22 protein-coding genes and 1 riboswitch are annotated in these 21,301 nt (G+C 54.3%); of the genes, 17 read left to right on the top strand and 5 right to left on the bottom strand.

The annotated features are described in order from the left end of the window. Window position 1 precedes the first annotated feature (1 nt). Window positions 2-688, top strand: coding sequence for a dethiobiotin synthase (gene bioD / locus ACO0U8_RS04590; protein WP_221298055.1), 687 nt, complete (start codon window positions 2-4; stop codon window positions 686-688). A 9-nt stretch (window positions 689-697) separates the two neighbouring features. On the opposite strand, the gene ACO0U8_RS04585 is transcribed toward bioD, so the two are convergent. Then, the gene (locus ACO0U8_RS04585; protein ID WP_056771787.1) at window positions 698-1,408 is read right to left on the bottom strand and encodes an ABC transporter ATP-binding protein; all 711 of its coding nucleotides are present in this window, start codon (window positions 1,406-1,408) and stop codon (window positions 698-700) included. A gap of 990 nt (window positions 1,409-2,398) precedes the next feature. On the opposite strand from ACO0U8_RS04585, the gene uvrB reads away from it, so the two are divergent. From uvrB to ACO0U8_RS04570, 3 genes are all read left to right on the top strand, one after another. Further along, window positions 2,399-4,405 carry an excinuclease ABC subunit UvrB gene (gene uvrB, locus ACO0U8_RS04580; protein ID WP_056771790.1) on the top strand — a complete coding sequence of 669 codons (2,007 nt, stop codon included), beginning with the start codon at window positions 2,399-2,401 and terminating at the stop codon, window positions 4,403-4,405. A 77-nt stretch (window positions 4,406-4,482) separates the two neighbouring features. Next, the gene (locus tag ACO0U8_RS04575; RefSeq protein ID WP_056771793.1) at window positions 4,483-4,851 is read left to right on the top strand and encodes a VF530 family DNA-binding protein; all 369 of its coding nucleotides are present in this window, start codon (window positions 4,483-4,485) and stop codon (window positions 4,849-4,851) included. A 30-nt stretch (window positions 4,852-4,881) separates the two neighbouring features. After that, on the top strand, window positions 4,882-5,406 hold the full coding sequence (locus ACO0U8_RS04570; RefSeq protein ID WP_421670382.1) for an isochorismatase family protein: 525 nt from the start codon (window positions 4,882-4,884) through the stop codon (window positions 5,404-5,406). Between the two features lie 70 nt (window positions 5,407-5,476). On the opposite strand, the gene ACO0U8_RS04565 is transcribed toward ACO0U8_RS04570, so the two are convergent. Continuing rightward, window positions 5,477-6,385, bottom strand: coding sequence for a gluconeogenesis factor YvcK family protein (locus ACO0U8_RS04565; RefSeq protein ID WP_421670381.1), 909 nt, complete (start codon window positions 6,383-6,385; stop codon window positions 5,477-5,479). 252 nt (window positions 6,386-6,637) lie between these two features. Continuing rightward, window positions 6,638-6,793, top strand: a riboswitch (molybdenum cofactor riboswitch). Between ACO0U8_RS04565 and moaA the strand changes: the two genes are divergently transcribed. From moaA to ACO0U8_RS04535, 6 genes are all read left to right on the top strand, one after another. Further along, window positions 6,784-7,770, top strand: coding sequence for a GTP 3',8-cyclase MoaA (gene moaA, locus ACO0U8_RS04560; RefSeq protein WP_136376660.1), 987 nt, complete (start codon window positions 6,784-6,786; stop codon window positions 7,768-7,770). It overlaps the preceding riboswitch by 10 nt. Window positions 7,771-7,801: 31 nt before the next feature. Continuing rightward, on the top strand, window positions 7,802-8,314 hold the full coding sequence (gene moaB, locus ACO0U8_RS04555) for a molybdenum cofactor biosynthesis protein B (RefSeq protein ID WP_421670380.1): 513 nt from the start codon (window positions 7,802-7,804) through the stop codon (window positions 8,312-8,314). Window positions 8,315-8,316: 2 nt separating this feature from the next. After that, window positions 8,317-8,820: a cyclic pyranopterin monophosphate synthase MoaC gene (gene moaC, locus ACO0U8_RS04550; RefSeq protein ID WP_056778229.1), complete on the top strand. Its 504-nt coding sequence runs from the start codon at window positions 8,317-8,319 to the stop codon at window positions 8,818-8,820. Next, window positions 8,817-9,062: a molybdopterin synthase sulfur carrier subunit gene (moaD, locus tag ACO0U8_RS04545; RefSeq protein WP_056778232.1), complete on the top strand. Its 246-nt coding sequence runs from the start codon at window positions 8,817-8,819 to the stop codon at window positions 9,060-9,062. Before moaC ends, moaD begins: the two co-directional genes overlap by 4 nt. A gap of 1 nt (window position 9,063) precedes the next feature. Further along, the gene (gene moaE, locus ACO0U8_RS04540) at window positions 9,064-9,516 is read left to right on the top strand and encodes a molybdopterin synthase catalytic subunit MoaE (protein WP_421670379.1); all 453 of its coding nucleotides are present in this window, start codon (window positions 9,064-9,066) and stop codon (window positions 9,514-9,516) included. Window positions 9,517-9,633: 117 nt separating this feature from the next. After that, window positions 9,634-10,344: a Bax inhibitor-1/YccA family protein gene (locus tag ACO0U8_RS04535; RefSeq protein WP_056778240.1), complete on the top strand. Its 711-nt coding sequence runs from the start codon at window positions 9,634-9,636 to the stop codon at window positions 10,342-10,344. 159 nt (window positions 10,345-10,503) lie between these two features. Here ACO0U8_RS04535 and ACO0U8_RS04530 read toward each other — a convergent pair whose 3' ends face one another. Continuing rightward, window positions 10,504-11,709 carry a multidrug efflux MFS transporter gene (locus ACO0U8_RS04530; protein WP_122095832.1) on the bottom strand — a complete coding sequence of 402 codons (1,206 nt, stop codon included), beginning with the start codon at window positions 11,707-11,709 and terminating at the stop codon, window positions 10,504-10,506. Window positions 11,710-12,084: 375 nt separating this feature from the next. Between ACO0U8_RS04530 and rhlE the strand changes: the two genes are divergently transcribed. After that, complete coding sequence (gene rhlE, locus ACO0U8_RS04525; RefSeq protein WP_056778248.1) at window positions 12,085-13,482, top strand: ATP-dependent RNA helicase RhlE; 1,398 nt, start codon at window positions 12,085-12,087, stop codon at window positions 13,480-13,482. Between the two features lie 79 nt (window positions 13,483-13,561). Here the strand turns inward: rhlE and ACO0U8_RS04520 are convergent, their stop codons facing one another. Next, the gene (locus ACO0U8_RS04520; RefSeq protein WP_056778253.1) at window positions 13,562-14,212 is read right to left on the bottom strand and encodes a helix-turn-helix transcriptional regulator; all 651 of its coding nucleotides are present in this window, start codon (window positions 14,210-14,212) and stop codon (window positions 13,562-13,564) included. 120 nt (window positions 14,213-14,332) lie between these two features. On the opposite strand from ACO0U8_RS04520, the gene ACO0U8_RS04515 reads away from it, so the two are divergent. The 5 genes from ACO0U8_RS04515 to pbpG all read left to right on the top strand — a co-directional run bounded on the left by ACO0U8_RS04515 (window position 14,333) and on the right by pbpG (window position 19,245). Then, window positions 14,333-15,778, top strand: coding sequence for an MFS transporter (locus tag ACO0U8_RS04515; protein WP_183846252.1), 1,446 nt, complete (start codon window positions 14,333-14,335; stop codon window positions 15,776-15,778). A 58-nt stretch (window positions 15,779-15,836) separates the two neighbouring features. Further along, a complete protein-coding gene (gene dusC / locus ACO0U8_RS04510) occupies window positions 15,837-16,766 on the top strand; it encodes a tRNA dihydrouridine(16) synthase DusC (protein WP_122095829.1) in 930 nt (309 codons plus the stop codon). A gap of 51 nt (window positions 16,767-16,817) precedes the next feature. Then, window positions 16,818-17,240, top strand: coding sequence for a VOC family protein (locus ACO0U8_RS04505; protein ID WP_421670378.1), 423 nt, complete (start codon window positions 16,818-16,820; stop codon window positions 17,238-17,240). Window positions 17,241-17,568: 328 nt separating this feature from the next. Beyond that, window positions 17,569-18,096: a hypothetical protein gene (locus ACO0U8_RS04500; protein WP_421670377.1), complete on the top strand. Its 528-nt coding sequence runs from the start codon at window positions 17,569-17,571 to the stop codon at window positions 18,094-18,096. 210 nt (window positions 18,097-18,306) lie between these two features. Continuing rightward, window positions 18,307-19,245, top strand: a complete 939-nt coding sequence (pbpG, locus tag ACO0U8_RS04495) for a D-alanyl-D-alanine endopeptidase (protein WP_056778269.1) — start codon at window positions 18,307-18,309, stop codon at window positions 19,243-19,245. Between the two features lie 308 nt (window positions 19,246-19,553). Here the strand turns inward: pbpG and ACO0U8_RS04490 are convergent, their stop codons facing one another. Then, entirely contained in the window at window positions 19,554-20,186 is a 633-nt protein-coding gene (locus ACO0U8_RS04490) for an aspartate/glutamate racemase family protein (RefSeq protein WP_421670376.1), read from the bottom strand. A gap of 466 nt (window positions 20,187-20,652) precedes the next feature. On the opposite strand from ACO0U8_RS04490, the gene ACO0U8_RS04485 reads away from it, so the two are divergent. Next, entirely contained in the window at window positions 20,653-21,249 is a 597-nt protein-coding gene (locus ACO0U8_RS04485) for a hypothetical protein (protein WP_421670375.1), read from the top strand. Window positions 21,250-21,301: the final 52 nt, after the last annotated feature.

Below are 21,301 nucleotides of genomic sequence, written 5' to 3'. Positions count from 1 at the left end.
CATGACAAAATACTTCATCACCGGTACCGACACTGAAGTCGGTAAAACCGTCGCAACTACCGCATTTTTACAGGCCGCAGCGCGTGCCGGACACACCACCGCCGGGTACAAACCGGTGGCTTCTGGCAGTGAAATGACGCCGGAAGGAGCGCGCAACAGTGACGCGCTGGCGCTGCAGGCGTTCAGCACTGTGGGTTTACGTTATGACGAAGTGAATCCGTGCACCTTTATCGAACCGACCTCGCCGCACATCGTCAGCGAAATTGAAAAGCGTCCGATCGATCCGGCGGTGTTATCGCAAGGGTTGCGTCACCTCGAACCGCTGGCTGACTGGGTGGTAGTGGAAGGCGCAGGCGGCTGGTTTACGCCGCTCACCGCCAGTTATACCTTTGCCGACTGGGTGAAGGCTGAACAGTTACCGGTTGTGCTGGTGGTCGGTATGCGCCTGGGGTGTATCAACCATGCCGTGCTGACCGCGCAGGCCATCGCACACAGCGGTTTACAGCTTGCGGGATGGATAGCCAACGATATACAGGAAACGGGGAAGCATCATCAGGCATATATCGATACGCTCACGCGTATGCTGCCTGCGCCACTGCTGGGCGAGATCCCGTACCTGTTAACCGGGCCTGACGGTAATCTGGGGCAATATCTCGATCTGACCCGCCTCGGCCACACTGAGCGTTAAAACCGGCAGTCAGAAGGTCAGATAGTCTTTGACCAGCGTATCGTCGAGCTGTGCCAGCGTGCCCTGCGCGACGTTACGCCCGCCATCAACCAGACAGAACCGGTCAGCGACGGTGCGGATAAAGGGCAGCTTATGGCCCACCAGCAGCAGCGTCAGGCCGAGATCACGGTTAAGACGGTGAATGATATTCCCCATATTCGCTGCCATCGCCGCGCTGGTGTGCTCGGTCGGTTCGTCGAGGATCAGCAGTTCCGGCTGCTGAACCAGCGCGCGGCTGATCGCCAGTTGCTGTTGCTGGCTCTCATCCAGCTCTCCCGCCTTGCGTGCTCCCATCTCCTTAAGTACCGGAAACAGGTCGTACACCTGCTCAGGCACGCGACGCGTCTTATTCCGGCTGGACATCATGGCAATTTGCAGATTTTCATCGACGCTCATCTGCGAAAAAATCTGCCGCCCCTGCGGCACGTAGCCAATGCCCATCTGCGCCCGGCTTTCTACCGGCAAATTCAGCAAACTTTGCGGTTCTTCATTGGCTGATTGCCAGAAAATCGCGCCGCTTTTCACCGGCAGATGCCCCATGATGCAGTTAATCAGCGTGGTTTTCCCCACGCCGTTTCTGCCGATAAGCCCGGTACATTGCCCGCGATAAAGCTCGAGATTGATATCCCAGAGAATGTGTTTTTGACCGTAATACTGATTAACTGATTTTACACTTAACATCAGACCTCCCTCGCTCACGGAGCTTTCCGCTGAACATCACTTTGACGGCCACTGTCATTTTTCTGACATTTTTATTCCACTGTTTGCACCTTACGCAGCGGAATGCTTCATAAAATCTCTCACAGCAGGGAATTTGCAACTCTCAGGCCAAGTTTCTTGTGGTGACAATAAAAAGAGAAGTTACCGGGCTGTTAACGCGGCAGCGGGCAGGGATTTCGGATTATTCATAAGCGTTGCTCAGGTTTTGATGTGGTTCACAGTGCATATGGAGAATAGCGCTGCACTTTGCCAGTGCCGGGTTCACTGATTTTGGTGCAAGAGGGCGGGGCATATTTTGTTCAGCCGTCCTTCAGAGTTGGGGTTTTGGTTTTTGCAAGAAACTTACGCCCTGAAATTCAGTCAAAATAGGCATAAATAAGGTGATAAAAAAGATAAAAAATAACTAAAAAAGACCACTCAGGGGTCCCGGATGCCTAAATGAGGTTTTTTACTAACTCCCGCTGTATGCGGCGCGCTGTGACTTATCCACTATTCCTGTGGATAACCTTGTGCATGAGAGTGAGAAAAGATGCTACAGGCGAGACGGGACGCGGGTTGCGCTCGGTTTGCCCGTATTCGCAGCTTTTTCATGAAGTGATTTATTATCAACAGGTTAGTTAAAAGCAATACGGTCACAATTCTGTCGTCTTTACTGTGTCAGTTTTCGTCAACCTGTTGTCAGTAAGTTATCAGATGATAAATTTTGAGGATAAATGTCATCTGATGGTGAAAAGAGGGGATTGTCATCACCTAAAAAAGTGCAGGTAAGGCAACCGGTTAAGCCTTGTGTGAAGAATAGTCATTGGAGGCTGGTTTTATATACAGTATTATAGCGGCGGTAAAAATCAAGAGTGGCAAAAAGCGCGGAGTCTTCCATACTCATTCACCGCCCACGGTCTTGTTCTTTTAGAATGGTCTTGTGCGTTTTCTTCTTCAGTCAGGTAGCCCGTCATGAGTAAAGTGTTCAAACTGCATTCCGAATTTAAACCATCAGGCGATCAGCCCGACGCGATACGTCGTCTCGAAGAGGGGCTGGAGAACGGCCTGGCCCATCAGACGCTGCTCGGTGTAACCGGCTCCGGCAAAACCTTTACCGTGGCGAATGTGATCGCCGATCTGAACCGCCCGACGATGGTGCTGGCGCCCAACAAAACGCTGGCCGCACAGCTCTACGGCGAAATGAAAGAGTTCTTCCCGGACAACGCCGTCGAATATTTTGTCTCTTACTACGATTACTATCAGCCCGAGGCGTATGTCCCGAGCTCTGACACTTTTATCGAAAAAGATGCCTCGGTAAACGAACACATTGAGCAGATGCGTCTTTCGGCCACGAAAGCACTGCTGGAGCGTCGCGACGTGATCGTGGTGGCGTCAGTGTCGGCGATTTATGGTCTGGGCGATCCGGATCTGTATCTCAAAATGATGCTGCATCTGACCAAGGGCATGATTATCGATCAGCGCTCTATCCTGCGCCGTCTGGCCGAACTGCAATACGCCCGCAACGACCAGGCGTTTCAGCGCAGTACCTTCCGCGTGCGCGGCGAAGTGATTGACGTCTTCCCGGCGGAGTCAGACGATCTGGCGGTGCGCATTGAGCTGTTTGATCAGGAAGTTGAGCGGCTGTCGCTGTTTGATCCCCTGACCGGTCAGGTTCAGCATGAAGTGCCGCGTTTCACCATCTACCCTAAAACGCACTACGTGACGCCACGCGAGCGTATTGTGCAGGCGATGGAAGACATCAAAATCGAACTGGCCGACCGGCGCAAAGTGCTGCTGGACAACAACAAGCTGCTGGAAGAGCAACGTATCAGCCAGCGCACGCAGTTTGATCTCGAAATGATGAATGAACTGGGCTATTGCTCCGGTATCGAAAACTACTCGCGCTATCTTTCTGGCCGCGGGCCGGGCGAGCCGCCACCGACGCTGTTTGACTATCTGCCCGCCGATGGCCTGCTGATTGTCGATGAATCCCACGTCACCATTCCGCAAATCGGCGGCATGTACAAAGGCGACCGTTCGCGTAAAGAAACCCTGGTGGAATACGGATTCCGTCTGCCGTCCGCGCTGGATAACCGCCCGATGCGCTTTGAGGAATTCGAAGCCGCCGCCCCGCAAAGTATCTACGTCTCGGCGACGCCGGGCACCTATGAGATGGAAAAATCCGGTGGCGATGTGGTGGAACAGGTGGTGCGTCCGACCGGTCTGCTCGACCCGCTGATTGAAGTGCGCCCGGTAACGACTCAGGTTGATGACCTGCTGTCTGAAATTCGCAAACGTGTTGCCATCAATGAGCGTGTGCTGGTCACTACGCTGACCAAACGTATGGCGGAGGATTTGACCGAGTATCTGGAAGAACACGGCGAGAAGGTGCGTTACCTGCACTCTGACATCGATACCGTGGAGCGCGTGGAGATCATCCGTGACCTGCGTCTGGGCGAATTTGACGTGCTGGTCGGCATCAACTTACTGCGTGAAGGGCTGGATATGCCGGAAGTGTCGCTGGTGGCGATACTCGATGCGGACAAAGAAGGCTTCCTGCGTTCGGAACGATCGCTTATCCAGACCATTGGTCGCGCGGCGCGTAACCTTAACGGTAAAGCCATTTTGTACGGCGACCGCATTACCAAATCGATGGCAAAAGCTATCGAAGAAACAGAGCGACGCCGCGCCAAACAGGAGCAGTACAACCTGGAAAACGGCATCACGCCGATGGGCCTGAACAAAAAGATTTCCGACATTCTGCAACTCGGTCAGCCAAAGACCAAAAAGAACAAAGACAAGCGGGATGCCGAAGCGGCGCAAACCTTCAAGTCACTTACGCCAAAAGCGCTGGAGCAGCGCATCAAAGAGCTGGAAAGCAAGATGTATGCGCATGCCCAAAATCTGGAGTTCGAAGAGGCAGCCAATACGCGCGACGAACTGCATGCCCTGCGCGAACAGTTTATCGCCGTTTCGTAAACTCCGCCGCGCGCAGTGCCGGCAACGAACAAAAGTGCTAGACTGCGCGCCCTGAATTTTGTTGAGTGAGCTTGCTGATGACTGATACACCACAAAACCCCGGTGCGGCGAAAGATCCGCTGCACGGCGTCACGCTGGAAAAACTGCTGACAACGCTGGTGGATAACTTCGGCTGGCCGGCGCTGGCTTCGCAGGTGAATATCAACTGCTTTAAAAGCGACCCAAGTGTGAAATCCAGCCTGAAATTCCTGCGTCGTACCCCCTGGGCGCGCAAGGAAGTCGAAACGCTGTATCTGGATTTTATCGAAGGCCACTTGCGTCCTGACATGACCCGCAGCAAACGCCGCACACCACTGTCTGCGCAGGCGCCGCAAAAACCTAAAGTCAGCACCGCCAGCCCCGCGGCTGACAGCCCGTGGAATAACCATCCGCTGGTGAAAAAGTAATTCAGGTTTTTCTTTTGAGGGGAAAAGATTGTGGCAGAGCAAAATGTACTGATTGTCGTGGACATGCAAAATGGCGTTTTTGCCTCTGAACGGAGGGATCGTGCCGGACGTGTTGAGCAGATTAACCGTCTGATTGACCAGGCCGGTCGCGTTATCTTTATCCAGCACGCTGAAGGCGACATGAGCGAGGGCAGTGCGCTGTGGGATCTGCTGCCGGAACTGCATCGCCCGGATGACGCGATTTCCGTAACCAAGACGGCCTGCGACTCGTTTTACCGCACCGGGCTGGAGGCGGTTCTCAAAGACCTGCAGGCCACGCGCTTTACGGTGTGCGGTTGCGCGACCGATTATTGCGTTGATACCACCATCAAAGTCGCGGCCAGCAAAGGCTATGCGGTTACCGTCGCTTCGGATGCCCACACTACCGGCGACCGGACGCACGTGACGGCGAAGCAACTGATCGCCCAGCACAATGAGGTGTGGCAAGAACTGTCGGTACCGGGCAATCCGGTGACGGTGAAAACCACGGCGCAGATCATCGCAGACTGGCAGTAACGCATTCCCCCGATTCTGATATGACAAAGGCCGCATTGCGCGGCCTTTGTGTTTTTGATGGGGCTGGGTTTTATTGCATCTTTTGCAGCGCTTCTTCCAGCGCCATTCGCAGCATTTCGCGATCATGGCGATACGGAATATCGCTGGCTTCCAGCGGGCTTTGAATAACCAGATGCTCAGTGGCGCAGTGGCCTATCTGCACTTTGGGTCCGACAATCGCGGCATCGGCGCGGCGGCCAATACGTTTCTCAATCATCTCCAGTTTATCGTCAAGCGTCAGGGATGCGGCGGCGACGCTCAGTTCTTTGCCCAGATTACCGATATACACAATGTGCGCGCGGCTGCGCCGCAGGGCCGAGGTGAGATCGTTCATCAGTAACAGCGGCATCAGGCTGGTGTAAAAACTGCCCGGCCCGATCAGGATCAAATTGGCTTCGGCAATCGCAAGTAATGCTTCACGCGTGGCCGGAACCTGCGGTTCAAGGCGCAGTTCGCGCGGTGTCTGCTGAAGTTTATCAACATTCACCTCGCCATGAACCGTTTCACCGTCGGCGTCGATGGCCGTCAGATCCACCGGATGCTCTGACATCGGGATCAGCTCCGCATCAACTTTGAGCAGGCTGCGCACCAGATTGATGGCTTCCAGCGGGCGCACGGTCAGATGATCCAGCGCGCGCAGCATCAGATTGCCGAGATTGTGGCCGTCCAGCTCGCCCTGACCGCTGAAGCGGTATTCAAACATCGCCGATGCCAGGCTCGGTTCAGTGATCAGCTGATTCAGACAATTGCGCATGTCGCCCCAGGCGATACCGCCCACCGAGCGGCGGATACGGCCGGTCGACCCGCCGTTATCCGTGGTGGTTACAATGCCCGTCAGGCGTGGCCCAAGGGCGGAAAGCGAAGACATCACGCGGCCAAGCCCGTGGCCTCCGCCTAATGCCACCACCCGGTCGAGATCGGCTAAAGTTCTGTTGCGCATAATTTCCTTCTGAAGCGGGTGAGGGAGTCTGTTTCCTGCTGCGGATTTTACATAATTTTGCAACAAGATGTTATCACTTCACCGTTGTCTCACTGTATTCAAAAACCAGTGCTTTTGGCGTTGAAAATGCGGCTTTTTGTAGTGAAAAAACGTTATATATCAAAATACATAACGAAAAACCATCTTGGTGATCCGGACTTTGCGGCGTTAGAATATGCGCCGTTACCCGAGTTCATGGCTTCTGCAAAGAATGCAATGAATCAACTCCTAGCCTTTGTTCCTAAGTTGCTTTCTGACGATTTTCCCACAGAAACAATATGGTGCGCTGGCCGTGACGAACGTCACCAGGGTGCATGGCAGAAATGCCCGCATCTCCCGTATTTGGAAAGGTGTTTAAGGTGCTTCAACTTACTGATGCTTTTGCCCGCAAGTTTTATTACTTGCGGCTGTCGATCACCGACGTGTGCAATTTCCGTTGCACCTACTGTCTGCCGGACGGTTACAAGCCGCACGGACACAGCAATAAAAGTTTTCTCTCGCTCGATGAAATTCGTCGGGTCAGCCGCGCGTTCGCCAATCTGGGAACGGAAAAAGTGCGCCTGACCGGGGGCGAACCGTCGCTGCGCCGCGACTTCTGCGAAATCATTGCCGCCGTGCGCGAAAACCCCTCTATCAAAACCCTTGCGGTGACCACTAACGGTTATCGCATGGCGCGTGACATCAGCAAATGGCGTGATGCTGGGCTGACCAACATCAACGTGAGCGTTGACAGCCTCGATGCCCGCCAGTTTCACGCCATCACCGGCCAGGATAAATTCCGCGAGGTGATGGACGGCATTGACGCTGCCTTTGATGCCGGTTTCAGCAAGGTGAAAGTCAATACTGTGCTGATGCGCGATGTGAATCACGCCAGTCTCGGTACCTTCCTCGACTGGATAAAAACCCGCCCGATTCAGCTGCGTTTCATTGAACTGATGGAAACCGGCGACGGCGGAGATTTATTCCGTAAACACCACGTCTCCGGCGAAGTGCTGCGCGAGCAACTGGTGCGTCAGGGCTGGCAGTTACAGATCCGCTCCCGCAGCGACGGCCCTGCGCAGGTCTTCAGCCACCCGGATTACCTCGGTGAAATCGGTCTGATCATGCCGTATGAAAAAGACTTCTGCGCCAGCTGTAACCGCCTGCGCGTATCTGCCACCGGTAATCTGCATTTGTGTCTGTTCGGCGAGCAGGGTATTGCGCTGCGCGATTTACTGGCCGACGACATGCAGCAGGACGACCTGATGGACCGCATTCAGGGCGGCCTCAGCCGTAAAAAACAGACTCACTTCCTGCATGAAGGCAATACCGGCATTACCCAGAATCTGTCGTTTATCGGCGGCTGAATCCGGTACTAATCGTTTAAGGAGCAAACTGATGAGCAAAGCCAGTAAAGATTTTTTGCCTTTATCTGTCGCGATCATGACGGTGTCTGACCGCCGCACCGATGCTGAAGACACGTCCGGGCATTACCTGAAAGAAGCCGTGACCGAAAGCGGTCACCACGTCGTCGCACAGCACATCGTCAAAGAGAATATTTACAGCATCCGCGCGGTGGTTTCCGCATGGATTGCGGATGAAAAAACCCAGGCGATTCTGATCAACGGCGGTACCGGTTTTAATGCCGGAAATAACACCCCGGAAGCGCTGAAACCGCTGTTTGACCGCGAAATCGAAGGCTTCGGCGAGCTGTTCCGCATGGTGTCATTCGAAGATATCGGCACCTCGACCATTCAGTCACGGGCCATTGCGGGCATAGCCAATCAGACCGTGATTTTCGCCATGCCGGGCTCCCCCCGCGCCTGCCAGACTGCCTGGGATAACATCATTGAAGCCCAGCTCGACGCCCGTCAGGGCCCGTGCAATTTCACTCCACATTTGAAGAAATAAGCATGTCAGAACTCACACACATTAACGCTTCCGGCGACGCCCACATGGTGGATGTCTCCGGTAAAGCTGAAACCGTACGCGAAGCCCGCGCGGAAGCCTTTGTTGAGATGGCGGAAAGCACGCTGGCTATGATCATCAGCGGCAATCACCATAAAGGTGACGTGTTCGCCACGGCGCGTATCGCCGGCATTCAGGCGGCAAAAAAAACCTGGGATCTGATCCCGCTGTGCCATCCGCTGTTGCTGACCAAAGTAGAAGTGAATCTGGAAGCGCAGCCGGAACATAACCGCGTGCGCATCGAATCCCGCTGCCGTCTGAGCGGTAAAACCGGTGTGGAAATGGAAGCGCTGACGGCGGCTTCTGTGGCCGCGCTGACCATCTATGACATGTGTAAAGCGGTTCAGAAAGACATGGTTATCGGCCCGATCCGCCTGCTGGAAAAAACCGGCGGCAAATCCGGGGATTTTAAGGCGGAAACTCAGGCAGAAGGTAAGGCGGAGCTATGATCGACATTTTATTTTTCGCCCAGGTGCGCGAACTGATCGGCACTTCTGCGCTGCAACTGCCGGCGGAATTTCCGACCGTAAATGATTTACGTCAGTCACTTGCCGGGCGGGACGACCGCTGGGCACTGGCGCTGGAATCGGGAAAACTGCTGGTGGCGGTCAATCAGACGCTGACCGACATGGCGCATCCGCTGAAAGCCGGTGATGAAGTGGCATTCTTTCCGCCGGTGACCGGAGGCTGAGATGGAGCAGACCAAAATTATCGTCGATGCTGCCCGGTTTAACGTCGGCGACGAGTACAACTGGCTGGCGCAATCTGACGCTGATGGCGCTGTGGTGACCTTTACAGGCAAAGTGCGTAATCACAATCTGGGTAATCACGTCAGCGCGTTAACGCTGGAGCATTATCCTGGCATGACCGAAAAAGCGCTGGCTGAGATTGTCGCCGAAGCCCGCAGCCGCTGGCCGCTGCAACGGGTGTCTGTTTATCACCGCATCGGCCCGATGTTTCCGGGCGATGAAATCGTGTTCGTCGGCGTGACCAGCGCGCATCGCAGTATGGCGTTTGAAGCCACTGAATTTATTATGGATCACCTGAAAACGCGTGCGCCGTTCTGGAAGCGTGAAGCGACGGAAGAGGGCGACCGCTGGGTGGATGCCCGTGACAGCGATAAAGACGCTGCCGCGCGCTGGTAAATCGCGCCTCAACCGCATGCAGACCGTCCATGCATTTCTGTCTATCTGTGATACGCTTTAAAAATCGGGAGGCTGATTCAGCCTCATTTTCGTCCTCCATGCAAAAGGGTAATCATCATGGATCGATATCCACGCAGTAACGGTTCAATTGTTGAACGCGCGAATACCGGCATTCAGGCTTATATGGCGCAAGTCTATGGCTGGATGTTCTGTGGTTTGCTGCTGACCGCATTTGTGGCCTGGTATGCTTCCGGTTCTGAAAAAATAATGAGTTTTGTTTTCTCAAGCCAGATTACTTTCTTCGGTCTGATCATCGCGCAGCTGGCGCTGGTCTTCGTGATTTCCGGCATGGTGAATCGCCTGAGCGGCACGGTCGCGACCGGCCTGTTCATGCTGTATTCGGCGCTGACCGGCCTGACGCTTTCCAGTATTTTCCTGGTTTACACCGGCGACTCTATTTTCGGCACCTTCATTGTGGCAGCCGGGATGTTCGGCGCGATGAGTGCGTACGGTTACGTGACTAAGCGCGACCTGACCGGTATCGGCAGCATGTTGTTCATGGCGCTGATTGGTCTGGTTCTGGCGTCACTGGTGAACATGTGGCTGAAAAGCTCTGGCCTTGCCAACATCATCTCTTACGCCGGTGTGCTGATCTTCGTGGGTCTGACCGCCTATGACACTCAGAAGCTGAAAAATATGGGCGCGCAGCTGTCCGCAGACGACCGCGATAACTTCCGCAAATATTCGATTGTTGGCGCGCTGACGCTGTATCTGGATTTCATCAACCTGTTCCTGATGCTGCTGCGTATTTTCGGCAACCGTCGTTAAGGTTTTTGATTGAAAATAAAAAGGGACACTGAGAAGTGTCCCTTTTTTTATGCCTATGGCCGTGGCATGGGCGGCTTTGAACACTTTTAGAAAGCTGAAAATTTTTAAATCAACAAGTTACCCCCTTTCCCAATGACCTAACCCGCCCCGGATACCCGGTTACGGTATTCTGATCCGCCCCGTCGGTACCTGCCGAAAACTCCACCACACCTGAACCGTATTAAACAGCACCAGAATCGCTGTGACGATAAACACCCAGCGGAATCCGAGCAGCGCCGAGGCGCTCGAACCAATCAGCGGGCCTATGACATTACCGAGGTACATGAACGACTGGTTGTAACCGAATATCCGGCCGGTCACCTGATCGCTGCTGTATTTCACCAGCAACGCCTGCACGGCGGGCATCAGTGCGCCATCGCCGAAACCCAGCATGAAACGCAGGATGCCCAGCTGCGTCGGCGTATTAATCAGCGCCATCAGACAAAACAGAATGAAACAGAAGACCAGGGCGGCGATCAGAATACGGTGCGCGCCGATGCGGTCGCCGAGCTTGCCGAGCTTAGGTGCGGCCATCAGGGCGGAAACGCCCGGCACGGCGGCAATCACGCCGCTGATAAAGGCGATGTTACTGGTGTCCGAGGAGAGTTCGCGGATAAACAGGGTGAGGATCGGGCTGATGGACCCGTTGGCTAACTGGATCATCATGGTGGTCACGAACAGGCTGACAATCAGCCACGGATAGGGCAGCGTGGTGAAGACGGCTTTGCCGCTGAGCCGGTTGGCTTTGGTGACCGGTACCACGCGCTCTTTAATCAAAAACAGCGTGATCAGAAAACTGATAAACAGCATGCCACTGGTGACGAAAAACACCGTGCGCAAACCGAGATGATCCGCCATAAAACCGCCCAGCAACGGGCCGATGATCACCCCGGAAACCTGGCCGGTTGAGAGTGTTCCCAGCGCCCAGCCACTTTTATCGCGTGGCACCTGCGAGGCGACCAGCGCCATGGCGTTGGGAATGTAGCCGGACGTCAGCCCCATCAGCGTGCGCAGGATGAACAACTGCCAGACGTTGGTGGCGAAACCCTGCAACATCATCACGATAGCCATGCCGAGTGCCGCACGCAGCAGCATCAGCTTGCGGCCTTTGCGGTCGGCAAGGCTGCCCCATAACGGCGCGACAATCGCCGAAACCAGAAAGGTTCCGCTAAAGACCAGACCCGACCATAAACTCAGAGATTCGTGAGAAGTGACGCCCAGCTGTTCGATATAAAGCGGTAAAAAAGGCAGGATTTGACTCATCGCCATGCCGGTGAAAAAACACCCCAGCCAGACGGAGATTAAATTTATTTTCCAGGTTTCCATGGTGCTGCGGTGCGGCCTTAAGCAGAGAAAGGGAACTCTCAGCAGCATAGCAAGCTAATCCCCACTGCGGAGTTCAAAAAGTGGGAACGTATTGATAAGGTGAATAATTGATTATCCTGTATCAAAGTTTCTGGATATATCGGTAGAAAATCCGGTCACATAATTTCACCTGCGTCTGTGACTGACATCACTGGTTACAGCCAAAAGGAGATTATTTCACGCGAAGCGGCGTTCTGTGCTATTATCGCCCCAACTGGCGCACTGCAGTTTGTGCCGAATCCTCGTGGTAATGCCTCATTTGCCTCGTCTGATCATCCACTCTTGAAACTGCACCGAACCCCGTTCGGGTTAGAGTGGACTGGAGCTTTTCCTTATATGTCATTTGATTCCCTCGGCTTAAGTGCCGAAATTTTGCGTGCTGTTGAAGAACAGGGCTATCGCGAACCTACGCCTATCCAGCGTCAGGCTATTCCTGTTGTGTTGCAGGGTCGTGACCTGATGGCCAGCGCGCAGACCGGTACCGGTAAAACCGCTGGTTTTACTCTGCCGCTGCTCAATATGCTGAGCCATACCAATGCGCAATTCAAAGGACGTCGCCCGGTTCGTGCGCTGATCCTGACCCCGACCCGTGAACTCGCGGCGCAGATCGGTGAAAACGTCCAGGCTTACAGCAAATACCTGACCTTGCGTTCGATGGTGGTATTTGGTGGTGTGAGCATCAACCCGCAGATGCTGAAACTGCGCGGTGGTGTGGATGTGCTGATCGCAACGCCGGGCCGTTTACTGGATCTGGAACATCAGCGTGCTGTTGATTTATCTCAGGTTGAAATTCTGGTGCTCGATGAAGCCGACCGCATGCTGGACATGGGCTTTATTCACGACATCCGTCGCGTGCTGGCCAAACTGCCTGCCAAGCGTCAGAACCTGCTGTTCTCCGCCACTTTCTCTGATGAGATCAAAGGGCTGGCGAGCAAACTGCTGACCAACCCGGCCTCTGTCGAAGTGGCACGCCGTAATACCGCGTCAGAGCAAATTGATCAAACGGTTCACTTTGTTGATAAAAAACGCAAAAGAGAACTGCTGTCACAGATGATCGGTGAAGGCGACTGGAAACAGGTGCTGGTGTTCAACCGTACTAAACACGGTGCTAACCATCTGGCCGAACAGCTGAATAAAGACGGCATCACTGCCGCGGCGATTCACGGCAACAAAAGTCAGGGCGCCCGTACCCGCGCACTGGCCGATTTCAAAGCCGGCTCAGTACGCGTACTGGTTGCGACGGATATCGCGGCACGTGGCCTGGATATCGATATGCTGCCGCACGTCGTGAACTATGAACTGCCAAACGTACCGGAAGATTACGTTCACCGTATCGGCCGTACAGGCCGTGCAGAAGCCACCGGTGAAGCGGTGTCTCTGGTGTGCGTAGACGAACATAAACTGCTGCGTGACATCGAGCGTCTGCTCAAGCGTGAAATTCCGCGTGTCGCACTGCCAGGTTATGAACCAGACCCAAGCATCAAAGCTGAGCCGATCATCAATGGTCGTCAGGGCAGTGGCGGCGGCGGCGGTCGTGGCGCACCACGTCAGGGCCAGCGTCCGGGCGCACCGCGCTCCGGTGCTCCACGTTCTGGCGCTCCGCGTCCGGGCGGCAGCAGCGCGCGCAGCGGTACTTCTGAAAACCGTGGCTCCGGTGAAAACCGTCCGGCCCGTGCGCGTCCTGCACATGCAGGCCAGCGTCGCAGCGGTCCTGCGGGCAGCGGCAACAAGTAACGCTCCCCGACAGTCCGATGCTAAACCGCCTTCCATGAAGGCGGTTTTTTTTTGCCTGTTTTTCGTTAAGCGCCTGCCGTCAGGGGGTGATCACATACGCACAACGGCGTGCACCCTGCAAAATATGCTCGGTGCGTTCGACGCTGGCGCAAAGCACGTTGCTGAATACGTCACGTTCGGCCCGGCAGAATCCCTGACAGGTCGCGGCCGCGGCACAAATCGGACAGTGGTTTTCGACAAACAGATAACTGCCGTCATCCTGCAGCGTCCAGTCCGCCATATACCCTTCACGGGTGCGGATCTCCGTCAGCCTTTGCAGTCTTTCCTCCAGTGAATTCGCCCCGTTCATCGCCAGCTGGTAATTATCCTGCGTCAGATTTTCCCGCGAGGTGATCAACTGATCCAGCGCAGAATCACCCAAAGAAGTGCGGATAAGCTGTAACAGTTGTACAGTCAGATCGGCGTGTGCATCGGGGAAATGTGCATGTCCCTGTGCGGTAAGTTGCCAGAACTGTGCCGGACGCCCGACGCCCTGCGAGACAGATTTAGCTTCCACCAGACCTTCTTTCGCCAGTTTGACAAACTGCTGCCTCGCCGCTTCGCCGCTGGTGCCTAACAGATGACCGGCGTCGCTGGCCTGTAATTCCCCGCGGGTTTTGAGCAACGTCAGGATGCGTTCAGCCACGCTGTGCCTGACCAGATTGTTATTTTCCAAGTCACTGCTTGACATATTACCTCGCCGGGTTCTAGATTACGTAAAACATATTCCAAGTGATTTCTTGTTTTAATCATACCATAACCACAACATGCTTCAATGCGTGGACAGCACAAACCAAAGGGATGCAGAGAAATGTCGGAAAGTCAGAGCGGATGGTCGGATTTATTCAGCGCGGAAAACCGGGGAAGTGCCATTACCCTGAGCGCCGGAGTCGCGCTTTACGCCACCAACAGTTACATCGTGATCACGATTTTACCGTCCGTCGTGCAGGATATCGGCGGGCTGGCGTGGTATGCGTGGAATACCACGCTGTATGTGGTGTGTTCGATCCTCGGCTCCGCGTTATCTGCCCGGCTGATGCGCACCGCCGGGCCACGCGGCAGCTATCTCACCGCCACCGCGATTTTTATCGCCGGAGCGGCCATTTGTACGGTGGCGCCGAGCATGCCGGTGCTGCTGCTGGGGCGGGCGTTACAGGGGCTCGGAGGCGGATTCCTGTTCGCGCTTTCCTACGCGATGATCAATCTTCTGTTTAAGGAATCCCTCTGGCCGCGCGCGATGGCGCTGATTTCCGCGATGTGGGGGATTGCCACGCTGGTGGGCCCGGCGATTGGCGGGATTTTTGCGGAGCTGCACGCCTGGCGCTGGGCATTTGGTTTGCTGCTGCCGCTGACATCGTTGTTCGGTTTTTGGGTCTGGCGGCTTTTACCAAAATCTCAGCGGGTGAAACAACCGCAAGAACCGCTGCCGCTGATGCAACTGGCGTTGCTGACTGGCGCGGTGCTGGTGGTGTCTGCGGGTAGTTTGTCCACGCACGGCCTGGTTAATCTTCTCGGATTTGGGGTTGCGGTCCTGATGATGCTGATTCTGCGTCACCGGGAATTTACCGCCGATGTCCGGTTGTTACCGCGTGATGCGCTGCGTACTTCATCGCCGCTGTACGGTTTATATCTGGTGATGACGTTACTGATTATCGGTCTTGGCTGCGAACTCTTCGTGCCTTATTTGCTGCAACATCTGCACGGCCAGACGCCGCTGGCCGCCGGGTACATTACTGCCGCCGCCGCCGCGGGCTGGACGCTCAGTGAAGTGGCCAGCTCAGGCTGGACGGGGCGTCGCGCCGATAACGCCATTATCTCGGGGCCGCTGATTCTGGCCGCCGGTTTGCTGTTATTGCTGTTCACGGTGCCGGTGGCTTTCGGGATGCCGTGGCTGAATATCAGCGGTGTGGTGCTTGGCCTGACGCTGGCCGGATTCGGGATCGGTCTGGGCTGGCCGCATCTGCTGACCCGCGTGCTGCAACAGGCTCCTGAAGAGGATCGCGAAAAAGCCGGTGCATCGATAACCGTGGTGCAGTCGTTCGCCGCCGCGCTGGGGGCCGCACTGGCGGGCACCGTGGCGAACTTTGCCGGGGTGAATCAGGGCGATGCCGGTGCGTCCAGCGCCGCGTTCTGGATGTTCCTGCTGTTCGCTGTTCCCGCTTTGCTGGCCGTGTGGATTGCCTGGCGTTCGGTGAAGGCGCGGCAGGTGCAGAGTGCCACGCAGACGCACCTTGACCGCGATTTATCACAGGGGTAATTGCCGGAAGACGGGCCTTGCGTTACTCTTGCGCGTCATTTTTAAGGGTTGAACTGCAATGCGCGTATTACTGGCTCCGATGGAAGGTGTACTTGATCCCCTGGTTCGTGAACTTCTCACCGAAGTGAACGACTACGATTTGTGCATCACTGAGTTTGTGCGTGTGGTTGATCAACTGCTGCCCGCCAAAGTCTTCCATCGTCTGTGCCCCGAATTACATCACGACAGCCGCACGCCTTCCGGTACACGGGTTCGCGTGCAGCTGCTCGGCCAATATCCTGAATGGCTGGCAGAAAATGCCGCGCGTGCCGTAGAACTTGGATCATACGGCGTCGATCTCAACTGCGGTTGTCCGTCGAAAATGGTCAACGGCAGCGGCGGCGGGGCGACCTTGCTCAAAGATCCGGAGCTGATTTACCAGGGCGCGAAAGCCATGCGCGCGGCGGTTCCCGCGCACCTGCCGGTCACCGTGAAAGTGCGGCTGGGTTGGGATTCTCTGGACCGCAGCTTCGAAATCGCCGATGCGGTGCAACAGGCGGGCGCGACCGAACTGGCCGTGCACGGGCGCACCAAAGAAGACGGCTATAAAGCGGAGCGTATCAACTGGCAGGCGATCGGCGAAATTCGTCAGCGGCTGAGTATTCCTGTTATCGCCAACGGCGAAATCTGGGATTACGCCAGCGCTCAGGCCTGTATGCAAACCACCGGTTGCGATGCGGTGATGCTGGGGCGCGGCGCACTGAATCTTCCCAATCTCAGCCGGATGGTGAAATACAACGAACCGCGTATGCCGTGGCCGGATGTGATGACGCTGTTGCAAAAATATACCCGTCTTGAAAAGCAGGGCGATACCGGGTTGTATCACGTGGCGCGCATCAAACAGTGGCTGGGATATTTGCGAAAAGAGTACGACGAAGCCTCGGAGTTATTTACTGAAGTGCGCGTGCTGAAGACGTCGAAGGACATTGCCGAACGCATTAACCGGTAGTGTCACTCCATGACTTCTCCGCGCGACAACGCTTAAACAGGGAGAAGTATCATGGAAAACAACGATATCGGTCTGAGTCACATTGCTTTTGCGGTGAAAGATCTTGATGCCAGCATCAGGTTCTACCAACAGTTTGCCGACATGAAAGTCGTCCACCGGCGCACGGATGCCAGACCCGTGGCATGGCTCAGCGATATGACCCGCCATTTTGCCATCGTGCTGGCCGAAGACCCTGAAAACACCGACACCCGACTCGGCCCGTTCGGTCACCTCGGTGTCGCCTGTGCTTCCAGAGAAGCGATGGATGCCAGACTGGCCGAGGCACGCACTGCGGGCGTTCTGCGTCAGGAGCCAACGGATTCCGGCGCACCGGTCGGCTACTGGGCATTTCTCGATGACCCCGATGGCAATACGCTTGAACTCTCTTACGGGCAGGAAATCGGTTATCTGATTGAATCTAAACCGACCTTGTAATGACCTCTCCAGGTTAATCATTGAAATAAACGAACAGGATAGCGAATTACGCAGCCGGATTAACAGGCTGCGTAATTCGTTCAATGATGAATATCCAATGCATTGTTTGTAAACATAATCAATATAGTAATTTAGCGCGGTGACTTTTTTAAAGGCGAAATTATTTATCATATCCAAGGGTTATTATTTATAAACTCGAATGGTATTCTTTTCTGGTGAATCAAGGTTTTAAATTCAGATGGTGAATTTAAATAGATCATCTATATATAAATATTGATTTATTAAGCATGCGACAGACGAAGGACTGATAATTAAAAAGGAGTGACTTGTGAAAAGACCATTAAAAATATTACCACTAAAAATTATTAAAACGCATGAGCAGCCGCAGTATCTGAAAATGTTATCTCATGGCGTCTGCTATGTTCATGGATCCCACAGCGGGAGCTTCGCCGGTCTGGTGCGCTTCCGGGCTTTGCTGAGTATGGAAGAGATCGATGGCACCGGCTGGTTTGCCCATCACTCACTGACGTCAGGAGAAAGAGGCTATTCTGTCGAGAATATTTATAAGAACCAGCCCATTTCTAAAGGCGTAAGTATGAATTATTTGCAGAATTATTTGGAAAGCGCAGGTAATTATTCATCAATGGGGTTAACCGGTCAGAATTTCCCTGTGTTGTATGGGTTAAATCAGGCGGTGGCTGTTCATCCTACGTTTATTGACCATCCCGTCAGTCAGGGGGGCATTAATATTGATTTTATTGCGGCGATATACGTACCCGAAGTGAATGTCATTGACGCAAAAAACCAGCTGACGAATATCCCGCGCCTGCAAAAATTGGTCTATCCCCTTCTGTAACCGATTTTCCCTTCCGCAACGTTCACCCCGTACGTCTGTGACTTCTGTGGCGAGTGTTCACTTACTCGCCAATCCACGGTTTGCGGGGAGGGGTGACAGACTTTGTGACAAATAGATTTGCAAATTGCGAGTGCTAAGACTATTCGCCTAACTTATAATTCGGCGGCTGTTTCGACATGATTTTATGACAACTTTCTTAAATACAGAGCAATGCATGTGAAAATCCGTCTTCTGGTTCTGAGCTTATTCGCCTTAAATACAGGCATGTTGTCTGCCCCAGCCGCGCTCGCTGCAAAGCACGAGCAGGCCGTCGCCCCGATGGTTCAAATTGCTTCAGGCAGTGCCATGGTGGTTGATCTTAAAAGCCACGAAGTGATTTACTCGCGAAATCCGGATGAGGTGAGGCCGATTGCCTCCCTGACCAAACTGATGACCGCCATGGTGACGCTGGATGCGAAACTTCCGCTCGACGAAGTCATCAATATTGATATCAGCAATACCCCTGAAATGCGTGGCGTCTTCTCCCGCGTGAAACTCAACAGTGAAATTACCCGCCGTCAGATGATTCAGCTGGCGCTGATGTCTTCAGAAAACCGCGCGGCCGCCAGTCTCGCGGCGCACTATCCGGGCGGTTACAGCGCTTTTATTAAAGCAATGAATGCCAAAGCCAAATCGCTGGGCATGACGCATACCCGTTACGCCGAACCGACCGGCTTATCGCCGCGTAACGTCTCCACCGCGCGCGATCTGACCCGTTTGTTGCTGGCTTCGCAACGTTATCCGCTGATTGGCGAACTGAGCACGACCTCTGAAAAAACCGCCGTGTTCAGCCATCCGTCTTATGCACTGCCTTTTCGGAATACTAACCATCTGATCATGAACCCGTCCTGGAGCATTCAGCTGACCAAGACAGGTTATACCGATGACGCCGGGCACTGTCTGGCGATGCGCACTACCATCAATGGCAAACCGGTGACGCTGGTGGTGATGGATGCCTTCGGGAAATTCACCGCCTTCGCCGATGCCAACCGTCTGCGCACCTGGATGGAAACCGGTAAAACGGTGCCTGTTCCGCAGATTGCGAAAAACTACCGTAAACAGAAAGATCAGCAGAAGTCGCAGCCGAGCGTGGAAGAGGCTCAGGACTGATTTACGCGTCAGCCTGAGTCGCGCAAAAGCGCGTTGATGAGCAGAAATCAGATGAAAAAAGTCCGGCGCAGTGGCCGGACTTTTTCTTTTGTGCGCAGAAACGTTCAGACGTGCCGATCAGAAGATCAGTTTAAATACCCCTGTCAGGGTCAGTAAGCCGACGATAAAGATAATGGCGATAATCCACAGAATAATTTTCATATTTTTTCCTTAATCTACTCTTAGTCTTCACCGGCCTGATGTGCTAAGCCAATGATATTTCACCTTGAGTATAGCCACTCTTTCGGTTTTCGCCTTTTTGTTGCCTGTTACTGAGACACGGCGGCCCGCAGGCCACAAACCGGTGCGGTGAGCGGCGTCCCGATCTGTGTCAGTTCTGCCGCACCGGTCATCGAAGCCTGAGCCAGCGCCACGCAGGCAGCGCCTTGCCGGTAAGCGGTGTCGGCGGCAGCGGCAATCGTTTGCAGATAGCCCGCCAGATTTCCCTGCTTAAATTTCTCCCATGCTCCCGGTACCAGCCGGACCTCCAGCACTGCCAGCGGATGCTTTTCTGCCTGTTCAAACAGCCGCCGGGTGGTCTCCAGGGTAGTTTCCACCGCGCAAAGCACCACCACGTTTCCCGGCGTTTTCATCGCCTGCTCTGCCAGCGCCTTATCCACGCGAAAAACCGGTGCCGGGCTGCTTTCGTTTGCCAGCGTGGCCGCAGCCCCGAGCGTTGAGCAGGTCAGCAGCACACGGTCTGCATGGGTGGCAAGGCTGCGCAGGAGTTGTGCAGTTTGATGTTGCAAATCCGCCGTCATGCCGCCAGTGCTTTCCGCCGCAGCCAGTAAATCTGGCCGGGAGAGATGCGTTATTTCATGATGATCAAGCCCAAGCTGGCGGGCGGCGTTATCGAAAACGGCAATATTACTGTCGGCGGTGTGTAAGCAGGTGATGCGCATAGCGGCCTCCTTGAGAGATTCAGCCTTTACGTTAACGGTTTGTGGGGGGAATGGGGAGTGGCTGGCGGCGGTTAAAACGCGTTACCGGGTGTTCTGGCTGCCCATAAAAATCATAATGCATTGATAAGAAATAACTATTTTATTCAGCACTCCGTCTTTCCCGCGGGCATAAACGGGGTCAACAATAACTGGCGACGGGATCGAGATGCAGGGCGGATATGCTGCGAAGTCGGTTATAGCGGTTAAGTTTGTTTTCGTGTAACTCACCACCGTTACCGCCACGCGTAACATGCTAATTTATCTGGAGTTATTTCTTTGCTCAATGCAACGACCTCAAACATAGATACATTAAAATCGGTGTGTTAAACGAGCAATAAATTGATTTGAGGTGGTTATTTATACAGTGCACACTGGTTGCAGATTAAGGATATCTGAACAGGGAAACGCATGTGAGGGATAACCAACTATGTATCAGCTCAGCACAATGGATATATCGCCCGTCAACCCGACGCTCTATTTCCCAGGCGCACCAGCCTGGCCGGAAGCACCCAAGGAGAAATCGCTGATGGAAAAGCTTTTGCAAAATCAGATCAACAGTATTGAAAAGCAGGGAATTAAAACCGGTGAGGAACTTGCCGGACTGAATTTGCGTGTGGGGAAGGTGGAACAGCAGGTCAGTCAACTGACCGACATGGTCACGGATACTCACCTCCGTGTCGGCAAGCTGGAACACCAGATGGTCACGCTCACTGAAACCGTGACAGATATGGGGGTGCGTCTCGGGAGAACCGAGCAGAGCGTCGCCCGCATCGACGGACACCTGCTGAGGATTGACGATCATCTGGTCCGAATCGATAACCAGTTTGAGCGTGTAGATGAGCGTTTTGACAAAATCGATCAACGGTTTGAAAAGGTAGACGAACGCTTTGTAAAAATTGAAGCTTCCCTGAGCGGGATGCAGGCCATGTTTTATGATCTGATGATTCAACAGACCCGTTGGATTATCAGCATGATGCTGGTGCTGGTTGGCTTGACCTTTAGCGCGGCACGCTTTATTCATTAAAGGCGACCCAAGGCGGCCGATGATCCTTCATGCAGAATTGGCCGCCTCTGCA

It is taken from the genome of Rahnella sp. EDr1-12, from assembly GCF_049206505.1.
Taxonomy (GTDB): domain Bacteria; phylum Pseudomonadota; class Gammaproteobacteria; order Enterobacterales; family Enterobacteriaceae; genus Rahnella; species Rahnella rivi.
The sequence above is the reverse complement of the archived record's forward strand: the minus strand, read 5'-3'. Positions and strand labels throughout refer to the sequence as shown.